Below are 21183 nucleotides of genomic sequence, written 5' to 3' on the forward strand. Positions count from 1 at the left end.
TTTATCATTTTACCATAAAATAACAAACCCGATTCTCTCATCTAGAACCGGGTTTATACTTACAATCCTAACTTCACCTTCGCGCCATCAGGAATTATTTCTTCTTCTATTTGTACCTTATTTCCTCTCGTAATTACATGCCAGTAGGAACCTTTTTACAATGTATCCACTCCATCAATTGTTATCTCTTTTTTGTTTCCATCCTTATCATATGTGTTCACTGTGTATGCACGGCCTTTATTTCCACCTAAATCTTTTCCAGCGTTATCAATTACCGCATAACGATATTCTAATTTAAGAAACGGATTCATGGAATCTACTGTAGCACTCCCATTTAACAAATATGCTGCTCCTGCTATGATGACAAGTAATGATCCTAAAATAAATCTTTTCATCTATATTCCGCCTTTCATTATGTTTTTCTATAAGACCTTTCTAAGTATAGAGAGCATTTCTTAATAAAAACTCGTGCGGTTTCTTAATGTAACAGGGCTTTGCATCAGCACTTCGATAAATAAAGCCATATTAATAATAAAAGGAGGCTGCCGCCTCCTTTATTTACTCATCACTGTATTTCTTTTTTGTCTGTAAAAATAAAAAACACTCACAATCAATGCAATGCTCCCGCCAAAATACACACCATACTCTATCGCAACTGCTACAATTCTTTCAATATGTTGTCCAAATAAAGAACCGAGCACGAAATAAACGAGTGTCCAAACAAATCCTGTCGTATAGGAATACAAAGCATATATCCGAAATGACATGTTATTCATTCCAACTAAATACGGTACGATATGTCTTACAACTGGTATGAAGTAACTTGTGACTAACGCGTAATGACCATACTTCTCTACCATTTGTTGAGATTTCAAAAGGTATTTTGCCTTTTTCTTTTTCATTAACTTATCAAGTACTTTTGTACCAAATATTTTTCCTAATATATAACCTAAAGATAGCCCTGATACAACGCCTAAATACGTTAATAAAAATGCAGGAATGATACTTAATATCCCTAGTGAAGAGACAAAACCACCGCTCATTACAATCATTTCGTCTGGAATTGGCATACCGATAATACCTAACCATAAACAGAAAAATAATGCCCAATAACCGTATTGTTCAATATAAGATAATAATTCATGCAATTCCATTATGCATATACTCTCCTTAACTCTTTTTTACAGCTAAAGACGTACGCTGGCGGGAAATTGAGCCACACTTTTTCTAGTGTAATTTCAGGAAAGAAATGCTGTATAAAGCCTTTTTTCACAAGTGAATATTGAAATGTAATGAATTCACCATTCTCATGTATCACTTCCATCGCATTGTTTAAAATGCGCTTTGAAACTTCTTCTGGTAAAGAAGTGAAAGGTAATCCTGATAAAATGTAATCAATGCATTTTATATTGAACTCTTCCATGTACTTCTTTATATTTTCAGCTGAACCGTGTACAACAATGACGTTCTGCTCATTTTTAAACTTGCTCTTTAACTCTTTGCAAAACACTTCATTAATTTCAATAAGAAGAAATATTGTGTCCTTCTTTTTTCTCTTCATAATCTCCTTCGTAAAAACCCCTGTACCAGGCCCTAACTCTACAATGCATTTTGCTTTATTAAAATCAATTACATCTACCATTTTCTTTGCTAATATTTTTGAACTTGGCGCAATTGCACCAGTATGTTTCGGATGTTTAATAAATTCATGTAAGAATGTTATGAGTTGCATATAAACCTCTCCTCATTCGTTCGATAGTTTTTAACTTGTGTCTAAGTATAACTATCGTTTCTTAATAAAAATTGAGGAGATTTCTTAAGATTTTATGAAGAATAAAAAACAGCTATCGCCTTTAGCGATAGCTGCTCCTTATTACTTCGCACTCACGATCTTATAATAAGAACGAACTGTTAAGAAGTAATATCCAATATAAATAGCGCCGTATACTCCGATACTAATTAGAAGCGGAATCATAATTTCAAATGGTAGTATGTTCCCTAAACCTTTTAATGCAAACAAGCTGTGCAGGATTCCAATTACTAACGGAATCGCAAAGATAAAGCTTACTTGTTTTGCAATAGCTTTTTTCATTTCTTGTTTTGTAACCCCTATTTTGTGAAGTACAACATAACGCTCACGATCAGCACTTGCTTCTGTTAATTGTTTAAAGTAAATGATAGAACCTGTTGCTAGTAAGAATACAAGTCCTAAGAACATTCCGATAAACATCATTAGCCCAGTTCCTTCAAGCCCCATATGGAAACCAGTGTAGAAATCTCTAAATGATAACGCCATGTCTGTTTCACCAGCTGGCATCACTTTTGTTAATTTTTCTGTTAATACTTTACTGTTTCTTTCATCTTTTACATCAATATTTTTTACAATACGTGTTCCAAATGCTTGTTTCGCTTGTTCATACATTTCATCAGAAACGACAACAACTAGTTCACCTAAGTTTGTAATTGCATTATCATTTGCGGCTTGAATCGCTAATTTCTTCATTTCATTTCCAATTTGGAATACTACTTTATTCCCTTTATATTGAGGGCTAAACTCATGCCCTTCAATATACGAACTATCATATATAATTGCTTCACCAGCAGTTACATTCACTGTTTCTGCCTCAATTTTTTTAGCAAGTTTATTAAATTCTGACTGAGACATAAACTGATATTTTTCTGAAATCGTGTAGTTCATATTAAAAATGAAATCAACTTTATCTCCTTCAAACTTCCCTTTTACAGGAACTGTCTCAATCTCAAATTGATCTTTGATCGGGTGATCTTTCTTCTCTTCTGTAAAAATCGCATTTACTTTCTTATCTAGTTCTGCATCTTTCTTCTCATAAGAGTAGCTGTATGGTGCAACTGCTTTTGATTGTGTAAATGTGTTGTAATACATCGTAACTGACGTACCAACCGCTGTTAATGTTACCGCACTTAAAATAGAAATTGTCGCAAGTGACTTTGCATTTCCTTTAATACGATATAGTAGCTGTGACGTCGTTACCATATTCATACCGTTATAAAACGATGATTTATTATTTCTTGCACGTTTCAATACGAATACTGTAAAGAACATAAATAGTAAGTACGTACCTAATACTGTCGCCAGTAAAATATAAAGTGCAACTGCCATAAAGTCTGCATATTTAACTGCCTTCATGAACATTAATGCTAAGAAATAACCTGAACCGATTAAGACAACTGAAATTAATGCCATAATGACAGATCCTTTTGGCATTGCTTCTCCTTCACGTTCTGCGCGGAAAAGTTCAATTAACTTAAAGCGATAAATTAAACGATATCCTTGGAGTGATGTATATAAAATAATCACAAAGAAAATAATTGCTGTATCAATAATGGCAGCCATCGGTACTTCAAAATGAACATTTAAGTTTAATCCCATCATGCTTACTAATAGTTCAAGGAATAATTTCGAAAGGACGCTACCGATCGCAATACCGATAATTAAAGACATTAATCCCATTAACATATTTTCATAAAAGAGCATTTTACCAATTTGTCTTTTACGAATACCTAATAAGGAATAGAGTCCAACTTCTTTTTTACGTTTACGTGTAAAGAATCCGTTCGAATATATAATAAACACTGCTACGAAAATGATAAGCATCACACTGGAAACTTGGAACGCTCCGCTAATCTTTTTAGAAGCTTCTGCTGCTTTTTCCATTTGTGAATTATATTGCAGTGCTTTAAATGTAAAATAAATAACGATACTAAAAATCATAGATGCAAAATATACAAAGTAGTCTTTAAAGTTCCGCTGTATGTTGCGGAGGGCAATGCTAGATAAGGTCATCAGCCATACCTCCAGAAATAGAAGACATTACATCAACAATTTTTTGGAAGAACTGTTTACGCGTCGATTCACCACGGTGCAATTCTTTATATAGTTCACCATCTTTAATGAAAATAACTCGTTTACAATAACTTGCTGCAAATGCATCATGCGTTACCATTAAAATTGTTGAGTTATCATATTCATTTAATGATTTCATACTTTCAAGTAAATCTGTTGCAGATTTAGAATCAAGTGCTCCAGTTGGCTCGTCTCCAAAAATCATACTTGGATTCGTAACGATTGCACGTGATGCTGCGCAGCGCTGCTTCTGTCCACCAGATACTTGATATGGGAACTGACTTAAAATATGATCAATGCCAAATTTCTTTGAGATTTCAAGAACGCGGCGATCAATCTCACTCGCTTTCACCTTTGATAACGCAAGTGGTAAAGCGATATTCTCTTTCACTGTTAACGTATCTAATAAGTTATAGTCTTGGAAAATGAAGCCTAAATGATCGCGGCGGAATAATGCTAACTTATCATCATTCATTTTCACAATATCTTTTCCATCAATTAAAATTTCACCGTTCGTCGCATTATCAATTGTAGAAAGAACATTTAGTAAAGTCGTCTTACCAGAACCAGAAGGTCCCATAATTCCAACGAACTCACCTTCTTTTACTTGTAAGTTAATACCTTTTAACGCTGCAAATTTATTACCACCCGTGTCATATACTTTTTCAATATTTTTTGCTTCTAATACTGTTTTCATCTCGACATCCCTCATTTCATCTATTCTCTATTTTCAACTATATACACTCTCTACTCTTGCCACTATCGATGTTTCTTACACAAACATGACAGTTATGTAAGGCATATAAGTAAAGACATCAAAAAGTTAACGTAATGAATTAAAGTACTTTGTTACTATAACATTGGGATATCATACCATCCATTCATTCTCCTTACAGGAACATTACAATTTTGTAAGGTAAAAAATGCACCTACAAAGTTGTGCACGAAATGTCGGATGGAGCTATTTCGTTCCTGCTATTCTATGTACAGAGGAGGTCATAATATGGATTCACTTAAAAATATGAATGCTGCAATGCAGTATATCGAAAACAACCTTACACATGAAATTGATTTTAAAGAAGTCGCAAAAATAGCTTACTGCTCCGAATATCATTTCAAGAGAATGTTTTCTTTTTTAGCTGGCATGTCACTATCAGAATATATTCGCTGTAGACGTCTTACTCTCGCTGCCTTTGAACTAAAAAACAGCAATGTAAAAGTCATTGATATCGCTATAAAATATGGATACAACTCACCAGATTCATTCGCTCGTGCATTTCAAAACTTGCACGGTATAACACCTTCAGAAGCCCGAAATAGTAGCCATTCTTTGAAGGCTTATTCACCAATGACCTTCCAATTATCCATTCAAGGAGGAAATGAAATGAATTATCGAATTGAAGAAAAAGAGCCATTTCGAATTATAGGTATTACAAAACGAGTACCAATCGTTTTTAATGGTGTAAATGAAGAAATTGCTTCTATGTGGAAAAGTTTAAACCCAGAGTCTATTCAAACATTAAAGACCCTTTCAAACATTGAACCTACTGGAATCATTAGTGCTTCTACTAACTTTTCTGAAGGAAGAATGGAGGAAAAAGGCGAACTCGATCACTATATTGGCGTAGCCACAACAAAGGATTGTCCAGAGCAGTTTAAACAGCTCGAAGTTGCTGCTTCAACATGGGCTATATTCGAAGCTGTCGGTCCATTTCCTGATGCACTACAAAATGTATGGGGGCGTATTTATTCTGAATGGTTCCCTTCTTCGAACTATGAACTAGCGGAAGGGCCGGAAATATTGTGGAATGAACAGAAAGACGTATCCTCTCCGAATTTCAGAAGCGAAATATGGGTACCTGTTTTAAAAAAGTAATATAAGAGTCTAACCTTTTCAAAAATAAAGAAGCTACTTTTCCCTTTTAAAGGAAAAGTAGCTTCTTTATTTTATACTTCTTCTCGACTCGTTCTTATACAAGAAAATAGTAATAATCGTAAGCACTATAATAACTACAAAAGTAAATACTCTGTAGTTCGAGATAGTAGCAGTACCAATTAATAAGGCAGGTATAACCGCCACAATTAAGCCACCAAACATACCAACAAACGATCCTATACTTTGTTTTACTACTTGAGTTTCTGATACCCAATCATAATAACCAAATCGATTATTAATGAAAATCCCCCATACTGCTGAAAATAATGCATATGTTATCGGTGTTATTACGATGAAAAAAGAACTCCAAACATCTAGCTTTAACCCGATTATCAGTAATACAGCACTAATAAGTGATGCAGGTATACTTAATGAAAGATTCATAAGAATTTTACTATCATAAATCATCTTTGGCGCTATAGGCAATGATTTAATAATCCATACATTTTTTCCTTCTAAAGACAATGACACACATGTTGTACATGTCATCGAAATCGCTGCTGCAATAGCAAATGGAGCAATCTTTTGCAACAGGGGCTCAATTCCAGGATACGCTATTAATTGACTTGGTCCTACTACAACTATAGCTAGCGAGAAAGCTAGCGCCATCACGATTCCCATTCCACTATTTATGACATACACTGTAGAAGAGAAGAAACGTTTCAGCTCTTTTTTATACAATGCGACCAATACACTCTCTTTTTTCATGCTATTAATCTCATAATTTGAAAGCATATGATAGGTGGTGATCCCTGTGTTTATTTGCTTATATTTTAACGAAAGTATTTTTACAAAAAGATAATACCAAATCACTGATATCCCCACGAATAAGATGAAAGCTACCATATCAGCATTAACAATTGCTTTTTGAAACATGTTAGCTAATGGATATACTTTAGTTAATTGCTCCGAAACAATTGCACCAATTCCGTTCATATCATTAAGGATATATTGAGCATTTCCGTTTTTTAGCATAAAGGAACCGAATATAATAATTACTATAAAACTTAAAATCGTAGTTATTTTATTCGTATTTTTAAATTTAGAAGCGATTGCCGTAATCGAAGCTCCAAAGATTGCTGCGATTGTTGTTGGGATTAAAGATGCGATAAACATACTGATGAACCACATAAAGTAAAAAGAAACTGATGGATTTTCATGTATGCAATACACAACTCCCATTGGTAGCATGATTATGATTGAAAAGATTGTATTCAGCAAGTATAAATACAAAAATCTACTTGCAATAACAGTACTTACGCGAATCGGCAATGACATTAAAAAGTCGTAATCCTTAAAAGCAAAAATTTCTCCATTTGCCTTAAATATAGTGAAAAACAACGTTAATACACTGCTAATAACTAGTGCATAGACGGGAATAATTTCACTCATTCCTAGTTTTACCAATCCATATGCCGAAGCTCCGCAATATAACATTAACATGACACCAACTAGAGCAATAGATGCTGTCAGCAAAATCTTATTCTGCTTCTTTTTTTTATCTTTTTCGTATTTAAAGGTGTTTAAACCGAGCTGCGTTATCAACCGAATTTTCAAAAGACCTAAACTATTAGTATTCATTAGCAAGCTCCTTCATAAAGAGCTCTTCCAATGAGCCTTCCTTTATTAAAGAATTTACTTCTCCTGAAATTGCTAATTTCCCTCTATTAATCATCGCTACTTTATTACATAACTTCTCAGCTACATCTAAAACGTGCGTAGAAAAGAAAATCGCACTTCCTTTTTCACAAAGCTCTTTCATAATACCTTTCAATACTACGGCTGCCTTTGGATCAAGACCAACGAAAGGTTCATCTAAAACTAATAATTTCGGTTTATGTAAAACCGCCGATATAATCGCTACTTTTTGTTTCATACCGTGTGAATAAGAAGATATTAAGTCCCCTAAGTACGTTGTAATCTCAAAAGCATCCCCATACTTCTGTATCTGTTCTTCCCGATCCTTCGCCGGCACTTTAAACACATCTGCAACAAAGTTCAAATATTGAATTCCTGTTAATTGCTCATATAAATCTGGATTATCAGGAATATACGCCATTACTCTCTTACATGCAATCGGATCCTTTTTTACTGAATGTCCATCAACAAAAATTTCACCCTCTTCAAAATCTATAACTCCTACTAACGACTTAATTGTTGTACTTTTCCCCGCACCGTTATGTCCAATAAATCCAAAGATATCCCCTGCTTTAACAGTAATATTCAAATGATCAACTGCTTTCTTACCGTCTTTATATGTCTTGCTAAAATTTATAATTTCTAACATGTAAATCCCCCCAAATCACCTTTTCGATTGAATTTTCAGACCTTAAAACGAAAAATTTACTCAGTGAGCTTTTCATTATTCCCACTGAGTATTAAAATCTCTTAACACATAGAAACTATAAATATAAAATTTGCTAATATAGCTCACATTTGTATTTCTTTTTTATACAAAACGTAAGAATATAAATTCGTTATAATGACAGCAACTACTATAATCCCTAGCATCATATAAGTTCTCCAATCAGCCGGAGCGAAAACACTTATAATCATAATAATTCCTAACGCCACAAATACTTTTCCGCTAAACCGATGTGTTTTCCGCCATACTTCTTCATTACTTAACGTCCATGGATTACGCATCCCGACAAAAAAGTTTGGCTTACACTGTGGTAAATAATTACCCATTACTAAAAATAAAACACCAACTAATAATTCCGGCACCCGATTAATGAATAAGTTATATCCTAATCCACTTGTAATAATATCTATATTTCCTACAAATAGTAGCAATAGTACCCCATTATTCATCATCATAAAGGCTTTAGAAAATTTCTCGTAATTTGCTTTCCTTGGATCAATCTTTGGTATCACATTTAGAAATATATATAATGCAATCATAATTCCGACCATAGAAATCATTCCGTAAAATTTAGACGAATAGCCATCTACCTTACCGCCGCTCCAATGCGTTGCAATTGTATCCGGTAAATGCGGCCAAGCAAACGCCCAAGCTAAACAAGTTGTAACAATTAATAAGATTGCAAAAAGATGTTTTTTCATTTCCCCTCTTCCCCCTTATTCGTAAATGTAAACACCCAAGTCAACAAATCTTGAAAGACCGTTGTGTTTAAAGAGTACACAACGAATTGCCCTTTCTTTTCATCTTGAATAAGTTCAGCATTTTTAAGTGCGCTTAAGTGGTGTGAAATACTTGGTTTTGTCATATTGAAATGTTCAGCAATCTCACCAGCGGTTAGATCACCTTCTTTTAATAAGTCTAAAATTTTTCGCCTTGTTGGATCTGCTAATGCTTTGAATGCTTGATTCAATGTCTTTCTCCCTTTCAATAATTAGACATTTAGATATTTATCTAAATATTAAACCGATTACCGCTATTTGTCAATTGTATCCAGCGCCCTTTTTACTTTTTATGCTTTTGACCTATACTGTTTACTAGCTTATCTTTCAACATAATGAAAAGACTTGAAACACATGATACACTATAGCTACAATTGTTTTTTTGAGGAGGAATATACATATGTATAAAATTTTAATCGTTGAAGACGATCCAAATATTTCATCATTACTACAATCTCACATTCAGAAGTACGGTTATGAGGCTGTGGTAGCGGAGAATTTCGATGATATTATGGAATCGTTTAACGCTGTGAAACCACATCTTGTTTTACTTGATGTAAACTTACCGAAATTCGATGGTTTCTACTGGTGCCGTCAAATTCGTCATGAATCTACTTGTCCAATTATTTTCATTTCAGCGCGTGCTGGTGAGATGGAACAAATTATGGCAATTGAAAGCGGTGCGGATGATTACATTACAAAACCATTCCACTACGACGTTGTAATGGCAAAAATTAAAGGACAATTACGCCGTATTTACGGTGATTATGCACCAAATATTTCTGAACGTATCGTTGAAGTAGAAGGTTTAAAACTATTCCCTGAACGTCCAGAAATTCATTTTGGATCTGAACAAGTTCTTTTAACGAAGAAAGAGGCAATTTTAGCAGAAATGTTATTATCTAAATTCCCTCGTACAGCGAGCCGTGAAGATTTATTAGCTGCGCTTTGGGATGACGAAAGTTTCGTTGAGGAAAATACATTAAACGTAAACATTACGCGTCTTCGTAAAAAGTTTAATGAGCTTGGCATTGAGAACTCTATTGAAACAGTACGTGGACTTGGGTATCGTTTTAACGCAACTTGGAGTGAATAAGCATGAAGCTATTTTTACGTGATCATTTTGCATTTTTCCTACTGTACGTATTAAACTTCGGTATCATTTTCGTTCTTTATGATGCAGTAGATGGATTTCAAAACAATAAATTTTACTTCGTCGTTTTAAGTTTATACTTATTTATTTGTTTCCTCGCTTATCGTTACGTTCGCAATCGTAGAATGTACCATAGATTAAGTGAGCAACCAGAAAAAATGGAAGATGCGTTTATTGAAAGAGCGACTGCTCCGATGCCTCACGGTGTCAATGAACTCGTGCGTACGCAGTACCGCCTCTTCCAAAAAGAACTACAATCGTATGAAGTAAAACAACAAGAACATCAATTATTTATTAACCATTGGGTACATCAAATGAAGACACCTGTATCCGTTATGCAGCTTATGGTGCTCGAAATGGAAGATGAGCATTTGATTCCGAAATTCAAAAAAGAATTAGAACGATTAAATCAAGGACTCGATATGGCTTTATATATGGCAAGGCTAAATAACTTCCATGAAGATTTCCATGTTGAGACAATTTCATTAAAAGATACAGTAACAAAAAATATTAACGGATTAAAAGAACTATTCATTCGTAATGGTGTCTTCCCTGTTTTAGAAGTCCATTCGGATTTAAAAGTTGCTTCTGATGCGAAATGGCTAAAATTTATCATCTATCAGTTAATGACAAACGCTGTTCGTTACTCTGGGGAACGCGGAAAGAAAGTTTTCTTATCTGCTTACCGAAACGGAAAAGATATTATTTTAGAAGTTCGTGATGAAGGTGTCGGTATTCCACAAGAAGATATTCGAAGAGTATTTGAACCGTTTTACACTGGGAAAAACGGTCGCGCATTCGGAGAATCTACTGGTATGGGCCTTTATATTGTAAGTAAAATTTGTGATTATTTAGGTCACTCTGTCAAACTAGATTCTGAAGTTGGTAAAGGAACGACGATTAAAATCATCTTCCACAACGCTGCAAATAATCAAGCAGAACATACGGAGAAGGTGACCGAAGCATGATCGTAACATATGCAAGCAAAATGTATGAGAACTCACTCTCATACATTTTTTGCAATACAACTACTTCTATATCTTCTAGCCGGAGGTATAATCTATGACATTTTGGCAATTTGCATTTAAAAACGTCACGCGCAACTCAAGAGCTTATTTTGCTTACTTTGTAAGTAGCTCCTTTTCCATTGCTGTGTTCTTTTCGTTTGCTGTTTACTTATTCCATCCGAAATTACAAAACTTTGACATGACCTCTGAAATTTCAGGATTAATGATATTTTCAGAAGTAGTAATTGTATTTTTCTCTTTCTTCTTTTTACTATATTCCATTGGTACTTTTTTAAAAGTTAGAAAAAAACAATTTGGTATTTTGACCATTTTAGGAATATCGAGAAAACAATTACATCGTCTTATTTTTATGGAGAATATGTTAATCGGGATTTTATCTATCTTTTTCGGCATGCAGTTTGGAGTTGTTTTTTCTCAATTTTTCTTATTAGTAACAGCCAAACTTACCCATGTTCCAGGAATATATTTATACGGGCCTACTAACGCGTTTATTTTAACAACCATTGTTTTCCTTAGTCTTTTTATCATTGTATCTGCATTCACACCAATGCTTATTCGTACAAAAAAAGCAGTACACCTTTTAAAAACAAATGGTGGAAAACAAAAAGAAAGAAAACCATCCATACTTGTTTCATTATTTGGTGCGATTTGTTTATTTGGTGGTTATGCGTTAGCTGGAAATCCTAAATATTTCGTATCAGTAAGCCCGCAAATCGGTGTTATATATATGGTTTCAAGTATTTTCGTTATCCCAACGCTTGTTACAATTGGAACATATTTCTTCTTTTCACAAATTAGTTTCTTACTTATTTATATTTTAAAGAAAAGAAGGAAGTTTTATATGAAACGGATTAATATGCTTTGGATTTCGGATTTAGCGAGCCGTATTCGAACGAATATTAATATGCTGTTTATTGTAGCGATGCTATCTACAATTGCTTTCACAATGATTACGTTTCTATATGGATTCGGGAAATTTATTAAGCTAGAGGTGAATAGAACTTCTCCTTTTCCAATTTCTTATTTTTCTTATGATGCGAACCCTTTTGTTACAGAGCATTTAAATTGGCTTGAGCAACAATTACAAAAAGAGCATTTCCCTTATCAAAAAATAAAAGCTGATATATATGAAACACCACTAAAAGAAGATAAAGATATAGCTATTTATAATGACGTATACGCAATTAAGCAAAGTGACTATAACAAACTTGCAGATTCTTTACGAATGAAACAACTATTTATGGATGATAACGAAGCATATGTGCTAACAGGGACATCTTATATCACCATATTCAACGAATTTGAGCAAAGCTACAAAAGAGATTACATTACACTCTCTAGTACAAATACGAAATTACGAGTAAAAGGTTATGAGCATGTAAACGCAATCCCATCTGACTTTTCATATCAAACGATAGTGTTGCCTGATATTATCGTAAATAACTTACCTAACACCGTAAAACATATATCAGCATACAATTACAAAATTCAAAACTGGGAACAGACATATGAAATTGCTGATAATTTTATAGAAAAAGTGCAAAAAGATCGAAATAAATCCCAGTATGAAGGACCTCTTATTCGTTCCTTTGAATCAGCAGGATCGTTATACAAAATAACATCAGGCAGTGCTGCATTTTTCCTAATTGGGACATTTTTAGGAGTTATTTTCTTCATTGGAGCTGGTAGCGTTCTTTACTTTAGAATGTATACGGATTTGACGAACGAACAAGAGAAATATATAACGATTTCTAAAATCGGTGTAACAGATACAGAGATGAAACGATCTGCAACCATTCAACTTAGTATTTTATTTTTCATTCCGTACATTATGGCATCCATTCATACAATGTTCGCAACAAAAATGCTACAAGATGTAATTGGTTTATCTCTGTTCAAAGAAGTTTCAGCCGTTCTTATTATTTTTGGATTCGTTGAAATCGTATTTTTCTTATTCATTCGTTCACTTTATATGCAAAAATTATCACATTACACGAGTGGATAAAATATTTAAAACAAACTTGATGAAAAGAGTATCTCTCATACTCTTTTCATCTTCACCCTATTAGGAGGTTTAGGTGAATGACATTTTGGCAGTTTGCATTTAAAAACGTCACAAGAAACGCCAGAGCTTATTTCGCCTATTTTGTAAGCAGTGCGTTCTCCATCGCAATCTTTTTCTCATTTGCAGTTTATTTATTTCATCCTAAATTGCATATGACAGACGTGAATTATTCTCTGAACATATTAATGACAATTTCAGAAGTTGTCATTGTGTTCTTTTCATTTTTCTTTTTACTGTATTCAATCGGGACATTTTTAAAAGTACGAAAAAAACAGTTCGGGATTTTAACAGTACTTGGCATATCTCAAAAACAATTAAAGCGACTCATATTTATAGAAAATATGTTAATTGGTGCTCTTTCTATATTTTTTGGCATTCAACTTGGACTTGTCTTTTCACAGTTCTTTTTGTTAGTTACCGCCAAAATTACACACGTACCTGGTTTATATTTATATCCGCCTACAAGTGCTATCGTTTTAACTATCATCATCTTTCTTGGGCTCTTCATTCTCGTATCATCTTTTACACCGATGCTCATTCGTACGAGAAAAGCCGTACGTCTTTTAAAAGAAGGAACACAACAAAAAGAAAGAAAAGCATCCGTGCTCATCTCTCTATTTGGTGCGACGTGTTTAATATGTGGATATGCGTTAGCCGCAAATCCGTTGTATTTTATGTCGCTAGGTGACATCATTGGGCTTTTATATGCCGTCTCTAGTATATTTGTCATCCCATCGCTTATTGCAGCTGGAACATACTTTTTCTTTTCACAAATTAGTTTTTTACTTATTCGTATTTTAAAAACGCGAAGAACGTTTTATATGAAACGAATTAATATGCTTTGGATTTCCGATCTAGCATCACGTATTCGGACAAACATTAACATGCTCTTTATTGTAGCGATGCTCTCAACACTCGCTTTTACAATGATTACATTCTTATACGGTTTTGGGAAATTTACAAAGTTTGATGCGATTAGACAAAACCCTTTCCCGTTTACGTATTTATCGCATACTGAAAATACATTAGCTGATGAACATTTAAACTGGTTAGAGCAGAAATTTAATGAAGAGCATTTTACTTATACGAAATTTAAAACGGATATATATGAAGTATCTTCAGCTGAAGATAACACGCAGCTCTATTACGCAATTAAACAAAGTGACTATAATGTACTTGCTAAGACTTTAAATTGGGAAACGCTCACGGTAAATAAGAATGAATCTTATATTCTTATGAAAGACTTAGATGATCAAGTTATTGGAACACTTCATAATAAAGAACAGAAAAATACTCTTACACTTACTCAAAACAATTTACAACTACAAGTGAAAGAATATAAAAGTTATAGCCCATTCCCAAACAGCTTAATATACAAATTACTCATACTATCTGATGAAAATGTAGAAGCCTTATCCACCGTTTCCAAACAAATGAGTGTATATAACTTCAAAGTTACGGATTGGGAAAAAGCACATAATATCGGTTCATCGTTTATAACAAAAATCGATAACGATAATGCAGCAATTCAAGCAGAGCACCCACCTTTCCATGCAAGTGAAGCGAGCGATTCTCTATATAAGAAAAAACTAAATGTTGCCTCATTCTTCTTAATTGGTACTTTCTTAGGTGTTATTTTCTTTATCGGTGCTGGTAGTGTTCTTTACTTCCGAATGTATACAGATTTAACAAATGAGCAAGAAAAATATATAACGATTACGAAAATCGGCTTAACTGAGACTGAAATGAAACGTTCAGCGACAATTCAGCTTGCGATTCTTTTCTTCGTACCTTACATTATGGCATCAATCCATACGATGTTTGCGACAAAGATGCTACAAGAAATATTACATCTCTCGTTCTTCGCTGAAATTACAGTCGTACTGTTGATTTTTGGAACAGTTGAAATTTTATTTTTCCTTTTAATTCGTTCCTTTTATATGCAAAAATTATCACAACACATTAAGTTTTAAAAAGTAGAAAGGTGATTACTATGGAAGAAGTATTACACATAAAAAACGTCTCAAAAGTATATGAGGGAAAAGTCCCTCATACTGCTTTAAAAAATATAAATTTACACGTGGATAAAGGGGAATTCGTTGCCATTATGGGACCATCTGGTAGCGGAAAATCTACATTTTTAAACGTTATCTCTACAATCGATTCTCCGACTTCAGGTGATGTCGTGATTAACGGAAAAAAACCGCACACATTTCGTAGAGAGAAGTTAGCTATTTTCCGTCGCCAAGAGTTAGGATTTGTTTTCCAAAACTTTAACTTACTAGATACACTAACAATCGGTGAAAATATCGTACTACCTTTAACATTAGATAATGTTCCATTAAAAGAAATGGATGAAAAGCTTGATAACATTTCAAAAAAGCTTGGAATTGATCATATTTTGGACAAGCGTATTTTTGAAGTTTCTGGGGGACAAGCACAGCGTACCGCAGTAGCACGTGCTGTTATTCATCATCCTTCACTTCTACTTGCCGATGAACCGACAGGAAACTTAGATTCAAAAGCGGCAATTGACGTAATGGAGCTATTTACGAAATTAAATAAAGAAGAAGATGCAACGATTTTAATGGTTACGCACGATCCGTTTGCAGCAAGTTATTGTAACCGTGTTATTTTCATTAAAGATGGAGAGCTTTACAATGAACTACACCGCGGATTGTACCGTGAGAAATTTTATCAAGAAATATTAGATGTTTTAGCATTATTAGGAGGAAGACGTGGATGACATTTTGGCAATTCGCATTTAAAAATGTCTCACGTAATTCGAAAGCATATTTCGCCTACTTTGTAAGTAGTGCGTTTTCTATCATGGTTTTCTTTTCATTTACTGTATACGCGTATCACCCGCGGTTACAAAGTGTACAAAGTTTCCAAGAACGTGATCCTCTAATGAACTTAGCTAGTACAGCACAGCTTGTGATTGTTATGTTCTCGTTCTTCTTTCTCTTATATTCAATTGGAACATTTTTAAATGTACGGAAGCAGCAATTCGGGATACTCACCATTCTCGGTATCTCACAGAGACAATTAAAGAGACTGTTATTTACTGAAAATATGATAATCGGGATATTGTCTATCTTTATCGGCATTCAAGGTGGACTTGTATTTTCTAACTTTTTCTTATTAGTCACTTCGAAATTAACAAACGCGAAAGGTCTCTATTTATATTGGCCAACAGAAGCGATTATCGTTACAACCGTAACGTTTATCATCTTATTTTTAATCGTTTCTACATTTACACCAATGTTTATTCGTACTCGAAAAACAACGAAGCTTATTAAGGGCGTTAACAAAGAGAAGAGCGAAAAAAAACCATCTATACTGATTTCACTATTTGCTTTAACTTGTTTAGGGCTATGCTATTATATTGCTGGTTATCCGCAAGGCTACATAACGGAAAAAAATGCACAAAATGGATCTGTATTCTTAATTATGCTATCTATTTTACCGCTTGTAGTAGTTGGGACGTATTTATTTTTTTCACAAACATTTCTTCTCTTTATCTATATTTTAAAGAAACGAAGAAAGTTTTATTTAAAACAAATAAATATGTTATGGATTTCAGATTTAGTTTCTCGTACACGCAGTAATATTAATGTACTCTTTATTGTTTCTATGCTATCTGCACTTGCATTTACAATTATTATCGGGTTATTTGCTGCAAACAATAATACGAAAGCACCCATACTAGAACGATATCCAATACCATTCACCTATACATCAGAAGGTGTTAATGCATTTGAACAAAAGCATATTACTACGATTGAAACTGAACTTACAAATGCCAATTTTCAATATGACAAATATAAATTTACCGTTTTAAAAGATACAGCTTCAAAAGAATCAATTGCCATTATGAAAATGAGTGATTATAACGCAATAGCACAGCAATTAAACAGACCCAAAATCACTCTCGATTCTTCACAAGTTTATAATATTTCTCGCTATTCACCAGTGTTATTAAATCTCGTGTCTAACCCATTTGCGAAGCAGAACACGATTACACTTGGCTCTAATAAAAAGGAATTTCAAATTAAAGGTTTTATTAATAGAGGAATTGAGCCTCCCTTTGCATTACCTCACTTAATTGTGATGCAAGATGAAGTAATTGAAAATATGATTCCTCATATTGAAACAATTACAGTCTATAACTACTTCGTGGAAAATTGGGAAAATGCAATTGTCCCAACAAAAAATATATTAAAAAGCTTAAATCATGATGCAGAAACCTTGTATGAAGCACATAAAAATGAAGAAGATTTCATTAAACCATTTTATATTTATACAGCTACGGATGAACTCGTTCATAGTAAAGGAAATGCAGTCGCTCAATTCTTTATTTGGGCATTTCTCGGCTTTATTTTCTTTATCGGAGCAGCTAGTGTTTTATATTTCCGTATGTATAATGACTTAACAACTGAAAGACAAAAGTATATTACGATTACAAAGCTTGGCTTAACTGAATCAGAAATGTTTCGCTCTGCAACGATTCAATTAGGAATTTTATTTTTCGTTCCTTATATCGTTGCTGGTGTTCACACATTATTTGCGGTTAAGTTTTTACAAAGCATGTTTTCTTTCTCCTTATTAAAAGAGACATGTATCGTACTCACCTTTTTCGGGATTATCGAGATCATTTTCTTCTTCTTAATCCGTTCTCTTTACATTAATAAATTATCACAGCATATAAAAATATGAATAAAATAGCCTTGTGCAATATGCACAAGGCTATTTTCAATAGTTTTTAATAATTAGCAGCAATATCCGCCGTAGCCGCCAGCATAACCGCCATAACCACAACCGCCGCCTCCGCCGAAGCAGCTAGCACCGATGATAATTAATAAAATAAACAATACGATTAGAAGCGCAAAACCGCCTCCGCAACCATGTCTGCGGTTACAATCATCATGTCTGTGTTCACACTTTTCGCTCATTACCCTATTCCTCCTTTAGTATCATTCATAACAAGTTCACCTTGCTCTAAATGAGGGGATTCCATTTATATTATGTTTTCAGGGCGAATAGGAAGCTTGGCTTACCTAAAAACGGGCTTGTTTTAGGAATTGGGCTTTATTAAAAAGCGAATGAGCCTTATCCAGATGTAAGCATAAAACATTTGACATACTCTTAATTTCTTACTAATATTTAATTGAACGACCAATCAATTTTTTGATTATATATTTAAATCATATAAATTAGGAGTTGAATAGCGTGACTGATTCTTTTATTGCAGAGGCTAGGCGTGAACAAATTATTCTTGCATGTATTGATACATTAGAAGAGGTTGGATATAACAACTTAAGCTTAACGAAGGTAGCAAAAAAAGCTAAGATTAGCACCGGACTTATTTCTTATCATTTTAACGATAAGCTTTACCTTATGAATCGCACATTACAATTTTTAGTTGCCAAGCAACATGAATTTATTAGTAATCGAGTGCTATTAGCTCAATCTGAAATAAATAAACTAGAGGCTTTTATTGAAGCGCATTTGGCTTATCAAGAAACTCATTACAAAAATAATATTGCCTTAATTGAGATTGTCTTTAATGCAAGAAATGAAGAGAACGTTCCTTATTACAGAATCGAAGACGACGAAGAGGAGGATGCCCTTAGAACGATGTTATTAGATATTTTGAAGACTGGTCAACAAAATGGCGTGTTTTCCGATTCTTTCCAAACCGACACATTAGCTTCATTTATTTTAGGAGCAATCGAAGAAAGAATGCTGAAGGCAAATTCATCTATATCCATAGAAAATTACTCAGATGAGCTCATAAAAATGGTGAAGAAACTCACTGTTTAAAACATGCCTTGATTAAAAAAATATATATGAAAGGATGAACTACACATGAAAAAGGCATCTGTCATTGGATTAGGTTTTTTAGAAAAATTACTTGCTATAGTAAGTCCAATCCTTTTAGGCGTTATTGGATATTTTTCACCTAAATTAATAGAGATTATAAAAAAGATTCCTCTCTTTTCTGATTCAAAAATTATAGAACTTTTAAATTTTATTAATCCCTTCTGGCTTCCTATTATCCTCATGCTAATTGGTGTTATTGCAGGAATTTTATTTTCTTTAATTATTTATAGTGAAGCTTTAAAAATGAACATTACTTCGGAAAGCATTCACGTGAATAAGGACGATCAAAAGAAACAAATCACCAGATTAAATGTAAAAGCCGTTTTTGTAGATAAGCGTCAAGTGGTTATCATTGATCAAGAAGACCGAGAATGGTTACGTGAAACATCTGACATTACCCCAAGCAAAATTAAAGATACTTTCTTAATGCACGGCTTCCCCTGGGTGGAACAAGATCCTTATAAACATGAGTATAGCTTATGGAAATTAGAGGATGAGCGATTTAATAAAAGCATAAATACTATTTTGTATGAAAGACGCAATGCCCTTCGAGAAGGAAACTCTAAAAAAAAGAAGCATTTACGCAAAGATTTGAATGAGCTAGGAGTCTTTGTCAAAGACGATGGAGAAGATCAGTATGTCCGTTCCATTAAGTAATAGAAAGCACAAAAAACGAATAAAACCTACAGAGAAATTACATTTCCTCTGTAGGTTTTATTCGTTTAAATCTGATCTCCTCTCCTAAAGAAACATATTCAACAAAAGAGCAAAACCAAATGCAATAAATGATAACAATGTCTCGAGTACCGTCCACGTTTTAAACGTTTCCTTCACCGTCAAACCTAAATACTCTTTTACAAGCCAGAACCCTGCATCATTTACGTGAGAAAACATTAATGAACCTGCACCGGTTGCAATAACGAGAAGCTCTAAATTCACACCAGACATGTGCTGAATAACTGGTGAAACAATCCCTGCTGCTGTCGTTAATGCTACTGTAGCTGAACCTGTTGCAATTCGAATTAAACCAGCTACCATGAAAGCTAATACGATTGGTGATAACGAAATATGTTCTGCCATTTGTGCAATAGCTGTTCCAACGCCGCTTTCAATTAATATTTGTTTAAATCCACCGCCTGCACCAATTATTAAAATAATAGAACCGACAGGCAATAAACTTTCATCTGTTAATTTTTTAATCATCTTTTTATTAATACCTTGTTTGATACCAAGTAAATAAAATGCTGCGAAACATGAAATAAGTAAGGCGATTACTGGACTTCCTATAAACACGAAAAATTCAGTCAATTTTTTCGGTAATGAAATATATGGTGCAACTACTGATAAAATCATCAATACAACTGGTAGTAAAATAATAAAGAATGAAACTTTACGACTTGGCAAATCAGTTGAGACAGTCGTAACCCGAATAAGCTCTGGTTCATTTTCAGGTATCACCCTTTTATGTACCCACTTTGCAAATATCGGTCCTGCGATAATGGCTGTTGGTAACGCGATAATTAATGAATATAAAAGTACCTTTCCTAAGTTCGCGTTATAAATACCGATTGCTGTCATCGCCCCTGGATGCGGAGGCACGAGCCCGTGAACAATAGATAATCCTGCAATGACAGGTAACGCAATTAATAATATATTTTGCTTCGTCGTTTTTCGAATGGAAATAACAAGTGGTAATAAAATGACGATCCCCACTTCAAAAAACACTGGAATCCCTATAACAAATCCTGCAAATAACATAGCCCAAGGTAGTTTCTTTACACCGAAAAATCGAATAAAGAAATCTGCCACTTGCATGCCGGCCCCTGAATCGGACATCATTTTCCCTAAAATTGTTCCGAGAGCTAAAATACCAACTAAATGCCCTAGTACACTACCAACACCAGTTTCATAGGCAGTCACTATTTTCGTTAAGTTCAGTCCAGACATGATAGCTAAAAACAAACTCGCAACTGTTAAACTAATAAATGCATGCCATTTCCACCATGATACCCCTAAAATAACAATCGCAATTGCAAGTAACGTGACGATTAATAAGTATATATCCATCTCCCATTCTCCTTACTTTAT

At 33.9% G+C, this 21183-nt stretch carries 19 protein-coding genes and 1 pseudogene; 9 read left to right on the plus strand and 11 right to left on the minus strand.

The features are described from left to right. Nucleotides 1-59 precede the first annotated feature (59 nt). The 5 genes and pseudogenes from ACTFSL_RS07875 to ACTFSL_RS07895 form a co-directional block, all read right to left on the minus strand. Nucleotides 60-395: pseudogene (locus ACTFSL_RS07875) on the minus strand (YxeA family protein). A 159-nt stretch (nucleotides 396-554) separates the two neighbouring features. Beyond that, nucleotides 555-1154, minus strand: a complete 600-nt coding sequence (locus ACTFSL_RS07880; protein ID WP_063537817.1) for a DedA family protein — start codon at nucleotides 1152-1154, stop codon at nucleotides 555-557. Next, nucleotides 1154-1732: a class I SAM-dependent methyltransferase gene (locus ACTFSL_RS07885; RefSeq protein WP_063537820.1), complete on the minus strand. Its 579-nt coding sequence runs from the start codon at nucleotides 1730-1732 to the stop codon at nucleotides 1154-1156. The genes ACTFSL_RS07880 and ACTFSL_RS07885 overlap by 1 nt, the downstream gene beginning before the upstream one ends. Before the next feature lie 141 nt (nucleotides 1733-1873). Next, on the minus strand, nucleotides 1874-3823 hold the full coding sequence (locus ACTFSL_RS07890) for an ABC transporter permease (RefSeq protein ID WP_063537822.1): 1950 nt from the start codon (nucleotides 3821-3823) through the stop codon (nucleotides 1874-1876). After that, nucleotides 3810-4580, minus strand: coding sequence for an ABC transporter ATP-binding protein (locus ACTFSL_RS07895; protein ID WP_000859655.1), 771 nt, complete (start codon nucleotides 4578-4580; stop codon nucleotides 3810-3812). The genes ACTFSL_RS07890 and ACTFSL_RS07895 overlap by 14 nt, the downstream gene beginning before the upstream one ends. Before the next feature lie 306 nt (nucleotides 4581-4886). Here ACTFSL_RS07895 and ACTFSL_RS07900 point away from each other — a divergent pair, with 306 nt between their 5' ends. Beyond that, a complete protein-coding gene (locus ACTFSL_RS07900) occupies nucleotides 4887-5759 on the plus strand; it encodes an AraC family transcriptional regulator (protein ID WP_243821105.1) in 873 nt (290 codons plus the stop codon). A gap of 66 nt (nucleotides 5760-5825) precedes the next feature. On the opposite strand, the gene ACTFSL_RS07905 is transcribed toward ACTFSL_RS07900, so the two are convergent. From ACTFSL_RS07905 to ACTFSL_RS07920, 4 genes are all read right to left on the minus strand, one after another. After that, nucleotides 5826-7400 carry a permease gene (locus ACTFSL_RS07905; protein ID WP_119684057.1) on the minus strand — a complete coding sequence of 525 codons (1575 nt, stop codon included), beginning with the start codon at nucleotides 7398-7400 and terminating at the stop codon, nucleotides 5826-5828. Next, a complete protein-coding gene (locus ACTFSL_RS07910) occupies nucleotides 7390-8106 on the minus strand; it encodes an ABC transporter ATP-binding protein (RefSeq protein ID WP_119684058.1) in 717 nt (238 codons plus the stop codon). Before ACTFSL_RS07910 ends, ACTFSL_RS07905 begins: the two co-directional genes overlap by 11 nt. A 143-nt stretch (nucleotides 8107-8249) precedes the next feature. Beyond that, complete coding sequence (locus ACTFSL_RS07915; RefSeq protein WP_088351506.1) at nucleotides 8250-8885, minus strand: SdpI family protein; 636 nt, start codon at nucleotides 8883-8885, stop codon at nucleotides 8250-8252. Continuing rightward, on the minus strand, nucleotides 8882-9154 hold the full coding sequence (locus ACTFSL_RS07920; RefSeq protein WP_001070531.1) for an autorepressor SdpR family transcription factor: 273 nt from the start codon (nucleotides 9152-9154) through the stop codon (nucleotides 8882-8884). Before ACTFSL_RS07920 ends, ACTFSL_RS07915 begins: the two co-directional genes overlap by 4 nt. Before the next feature lie 209 nt (nucleotides 9155-9363). Between ACTFSL_RS07920 and ACTFSL_RS07925 the strand changes: the two genes are divergently transcribed. From ACTFSL_RS07925 to ACTFSL_RS07950, 6 genes are all read left to right on the plus strand, one after another. Next, nucleotides 9364-10059, plus strand: coding sequence for a response regulator transcription factor (locus ACTFSL_RS07925; RefSeq protein WP_000276738.1), 696 nt, complete (start codon nucleotides 9364-9366; stop codon nucleotides 10057-10059). Nucleotides 10060-10061: 2 nt separating this feature from the next. After that, nucleotides 10062-11084 (plus strand): sensor histidine kinase, encoded by a 1023-nt coding sequence (locus ACTFSL_RS07930; protein ID WP_000765341.1) that lies wholly within the window; start codon nucleotides 10062-10064, stop codon nucleotides 11082-11084. A 94-nt stretch (nucleotides 11085-11178) separates the two neighbouring features. Continuing rightward, nucleotides 11179-13149: an FtsX-like permease family protein gene (locus ACTFSL_RS07935; RefSeq protein ID WP_400155215.1), complete on the plus strand. Its 1971-nt coding sequence runs from the start codon at nucleotides 11179-11181 to the stop codon at nucleotides 13147-13149. A 77-nt stretch (nucleotides 13150-13226) separates the two neighbouring features. Then, the gene (locus ACTFSL_RS07940) at nucleotides 13227-15182 is read left to right on the plus strand and encodes an FtsX-like permease family protein (RefSeq protein ID WP_243821107.1); all 1956 of its coding nucleotides are present in this window, start codon (nucleotides 13227-13229) and stop codon (nucleotides 15180-15182) included. Between the two features lie 20 nt (nucleotides 15183-15202). Further along, nucleotides 15203-15955, plus strand: coding sequence for an ABC transporter ATP-binding protein (locus tag ACTFSL_RS07945; RefSeq protein WP_000393250.1), 753 nt, complete (start codon nucleotides 15203-15205; stop codon nucleotides 15953-15955). Continuing rightward, on the plus strand, nucleotides 15952-17928 hold the full coding sequence (locus ACTFSL_RS07950; RefSeq protein ID WP_098125844.1) for an FtsX-like permease family protein: 1977 nt from the start codon (nucleotides 15952-15954) through the stop codon (nucleotides 17926-17928). The genes ACTFSL_RS07945 and ACTFSL_RS07950 overlap by 4 nt, the downstream gene beginning before the upstream one ends. 53 nt (nucleotides 17929-17981) lie before the next feature. Here the strand turns inward: ACTFSL_RS07950 and ACTFSL_RS07955 are convergent, their stop codons facing one another. Then, complete coding sequence (locus ACTFSL_RS07955; RefSeq protein WP_001290391.1) at nucleotides 17982-18164, minus strand: YjcZ family sporulation protein; 183 nt, start codon at nucleotides 18162-18164, stop codon at nucleotides 17982-17984. 277 nt (nucleotides 18165-18441) lie between these two features. Here ACTFSL_RS07955 and ACTFSL_RS07960 point away from each other — a divergent pair, with 277 nt between their 5' ends. Then, the gene (locus ACTFSL_RS07960; protein WP_000132248.1) at nucleotides 18442-19035 is read left to right on the plus strand and encodes a TetR/AcrR family transcriptional regulator; all 594 of its coding nucleotides are present in this window, start codon (nucleotides 18442-18444) and stop codon (nucleotides 19033-19035) included. A 45-nt stretch (nucleotides 19036-19080) separates the two neighbouring features. Next, the gene (locus tag ACTFSL_RS07965; RefSeq protein ID WP_000710354.1) at nucleotides 19081-19752 is read left to right on the plus strand and encodes a YqeB family protein; all 672 of its coding nucleotides are present in this window, start codon (nucleotides 19081-19083) and stop codon (nucleotides 19750-19752) included. 84 nt (nucleotides 19753-19836) lie between these two features. On the opposite strand, the gene gntP is transcribed toward ACTFSL_RS07965, so the two are convergent. After that, the gene (gntP, locus tag ACTFSL_RS07970; protein ID WP_000356166.1) at nucleotides 19837-21162 is read right to left on the minus strand and encodes a gluconate permease GntP; all 1326 of its coding nucleotides are present in this window, start codon (nucleotides 21160-21162) and stop codon (nucleotides 19837-19839) included. Between the last annotated feature and the right edge of the window lie 21 nt (nucleotides 21163-21183).

This window comes from Bacillus cereus group sp. MYBK108-1 (genome assembly GCF_051917185.1).
Lineage (GTDB): Bacteria > Bacillota > Bacilli > Bacillales > Bacillaceae_G > Bacillus_A > Bacillus_A cereus.

Excerpts from the sequence above, each read along its gene's own strand:
- ACTFSL_RS07910 (WP_119684058.1), bottom strand. The coding sequence starts at position 8,106 with ATGTTAGAAATTATAAATTTTAGCAAGACATATAAAGACGGTAAGAAA.
- ACTFSL_RS07945 (WP_000393250.1), top strand. The coding sequence starts at position 15,203 with ATGGAAGAAGTATTACACATAAAAAACGTCTCAAAAGTATATGAGGGA.
- ACTFSL_RS07900 (WP_243821105.1), top strand. The coding sequence starts at position 4,887 with ATGGATTCACTTAAAAATATGAATGCTGCAATGCAGTATATCGAAAAC.
- ACTFSL_RS07940 (WP_243821107.1), top strand. The coding sequence starts at position 13,227 with ATGACATTTTGGCAGTTTGCATTTAAAAACGTCACAAGAAACGCCAGA.
- ACTFSL_RS07965 (WP_000710354.1), top strand. The coding sequence starts at position 19,081 with ATGAAAAAGGCATCTGTCATTGGATTAGGTTTTTTAGAAAAATTACTT.
- ACTFSL_RS07950 (WP_098125844.1), top strand. The coding sequence starts at position 15,952 with ATGACATTTTGGCAATTCGCATTTAAAAATGTCTCACGTAATTCGAAA.
- gntP (WP_000356166.1), bottom strand. The coding sequence starts at position 21,162 with ATGGATATATACTTATTAATCGTCACGTTACTTGCAATTGCGATTGTT.
- ACTFSL_RS07935 (WP_400155215.1), top strand. The coding sequence starts at position 11,179 with ATGACATTTTGGCAATTTGCATTTAAAAACGTCACGCGCAACTCAAGA.
- ACTFSL_RS07885 (WP_063537820.1), bottom strand. The coding sequence starts at position 1,732 with ATGCAACTCATAACATTCTTACATGAATTTATTAAACATCCGAAACAT.
- ACTFSL_RS07955 (WP_001290391.1), bottom strand. The coding sequence starts at position 18,164 with ATGAGCGAAAAGTGTGAACACAGACATGATGATTGTAACCGCAGACAT.
- ACTFSL_RS07890 (WP_063537822.1), bottom strand. The coding sequence starts at position 3,823 with ATGACCTTATCTAGCATTGCCCTCCGCAACATACAGCGGAACTTTAAA.
- ACTFSL_RS07930 (WP_000765341.1), top strand. The coding sequence starts at position 10,062 with ATGAAGCTATTTTTACGTGATCATTTTGCATTTTTCCTACTGTACGTA.
- ACTFSL_RS07905 (WP_119684057.1), bottom strand. The coding sequence starts at position 7,400 with ATGAATACTAATAGTTTAGGTCTTTTGAAAATTCGGTTGATAACGCAG.
- ACTFSL_RS07895 (WP_000859655.1), bottom strand. The coding sequence starts at position 4,580 with ATGAAAACAGTATTAGAAGCAAAAAATATTGAAAAAGTATATGACACG.
- ACTFSL_RS07925 (WP_000276738.1), top strand. The coding sequence starts at position 9,364 with ATGTATAAAATTTTAATCGTTGAAGACGATCCAAATATTTCATCATTA.
- ACTFSL_RS07915 (WP_088351506.1), bottom strand. The coding sequence starts at position 8,885 with ATGAAAAAACATCTTTTTGCAATCTTATTAATTGTTACAACTTGTTTA.
- ACTFSL_RS07880 (WP_063537817.1), bottom strand. The coding sequence starts at position 1,154 with ATGGAATTGCATGAATTATTATCTTATATTGAACAATACGGTTATTGG.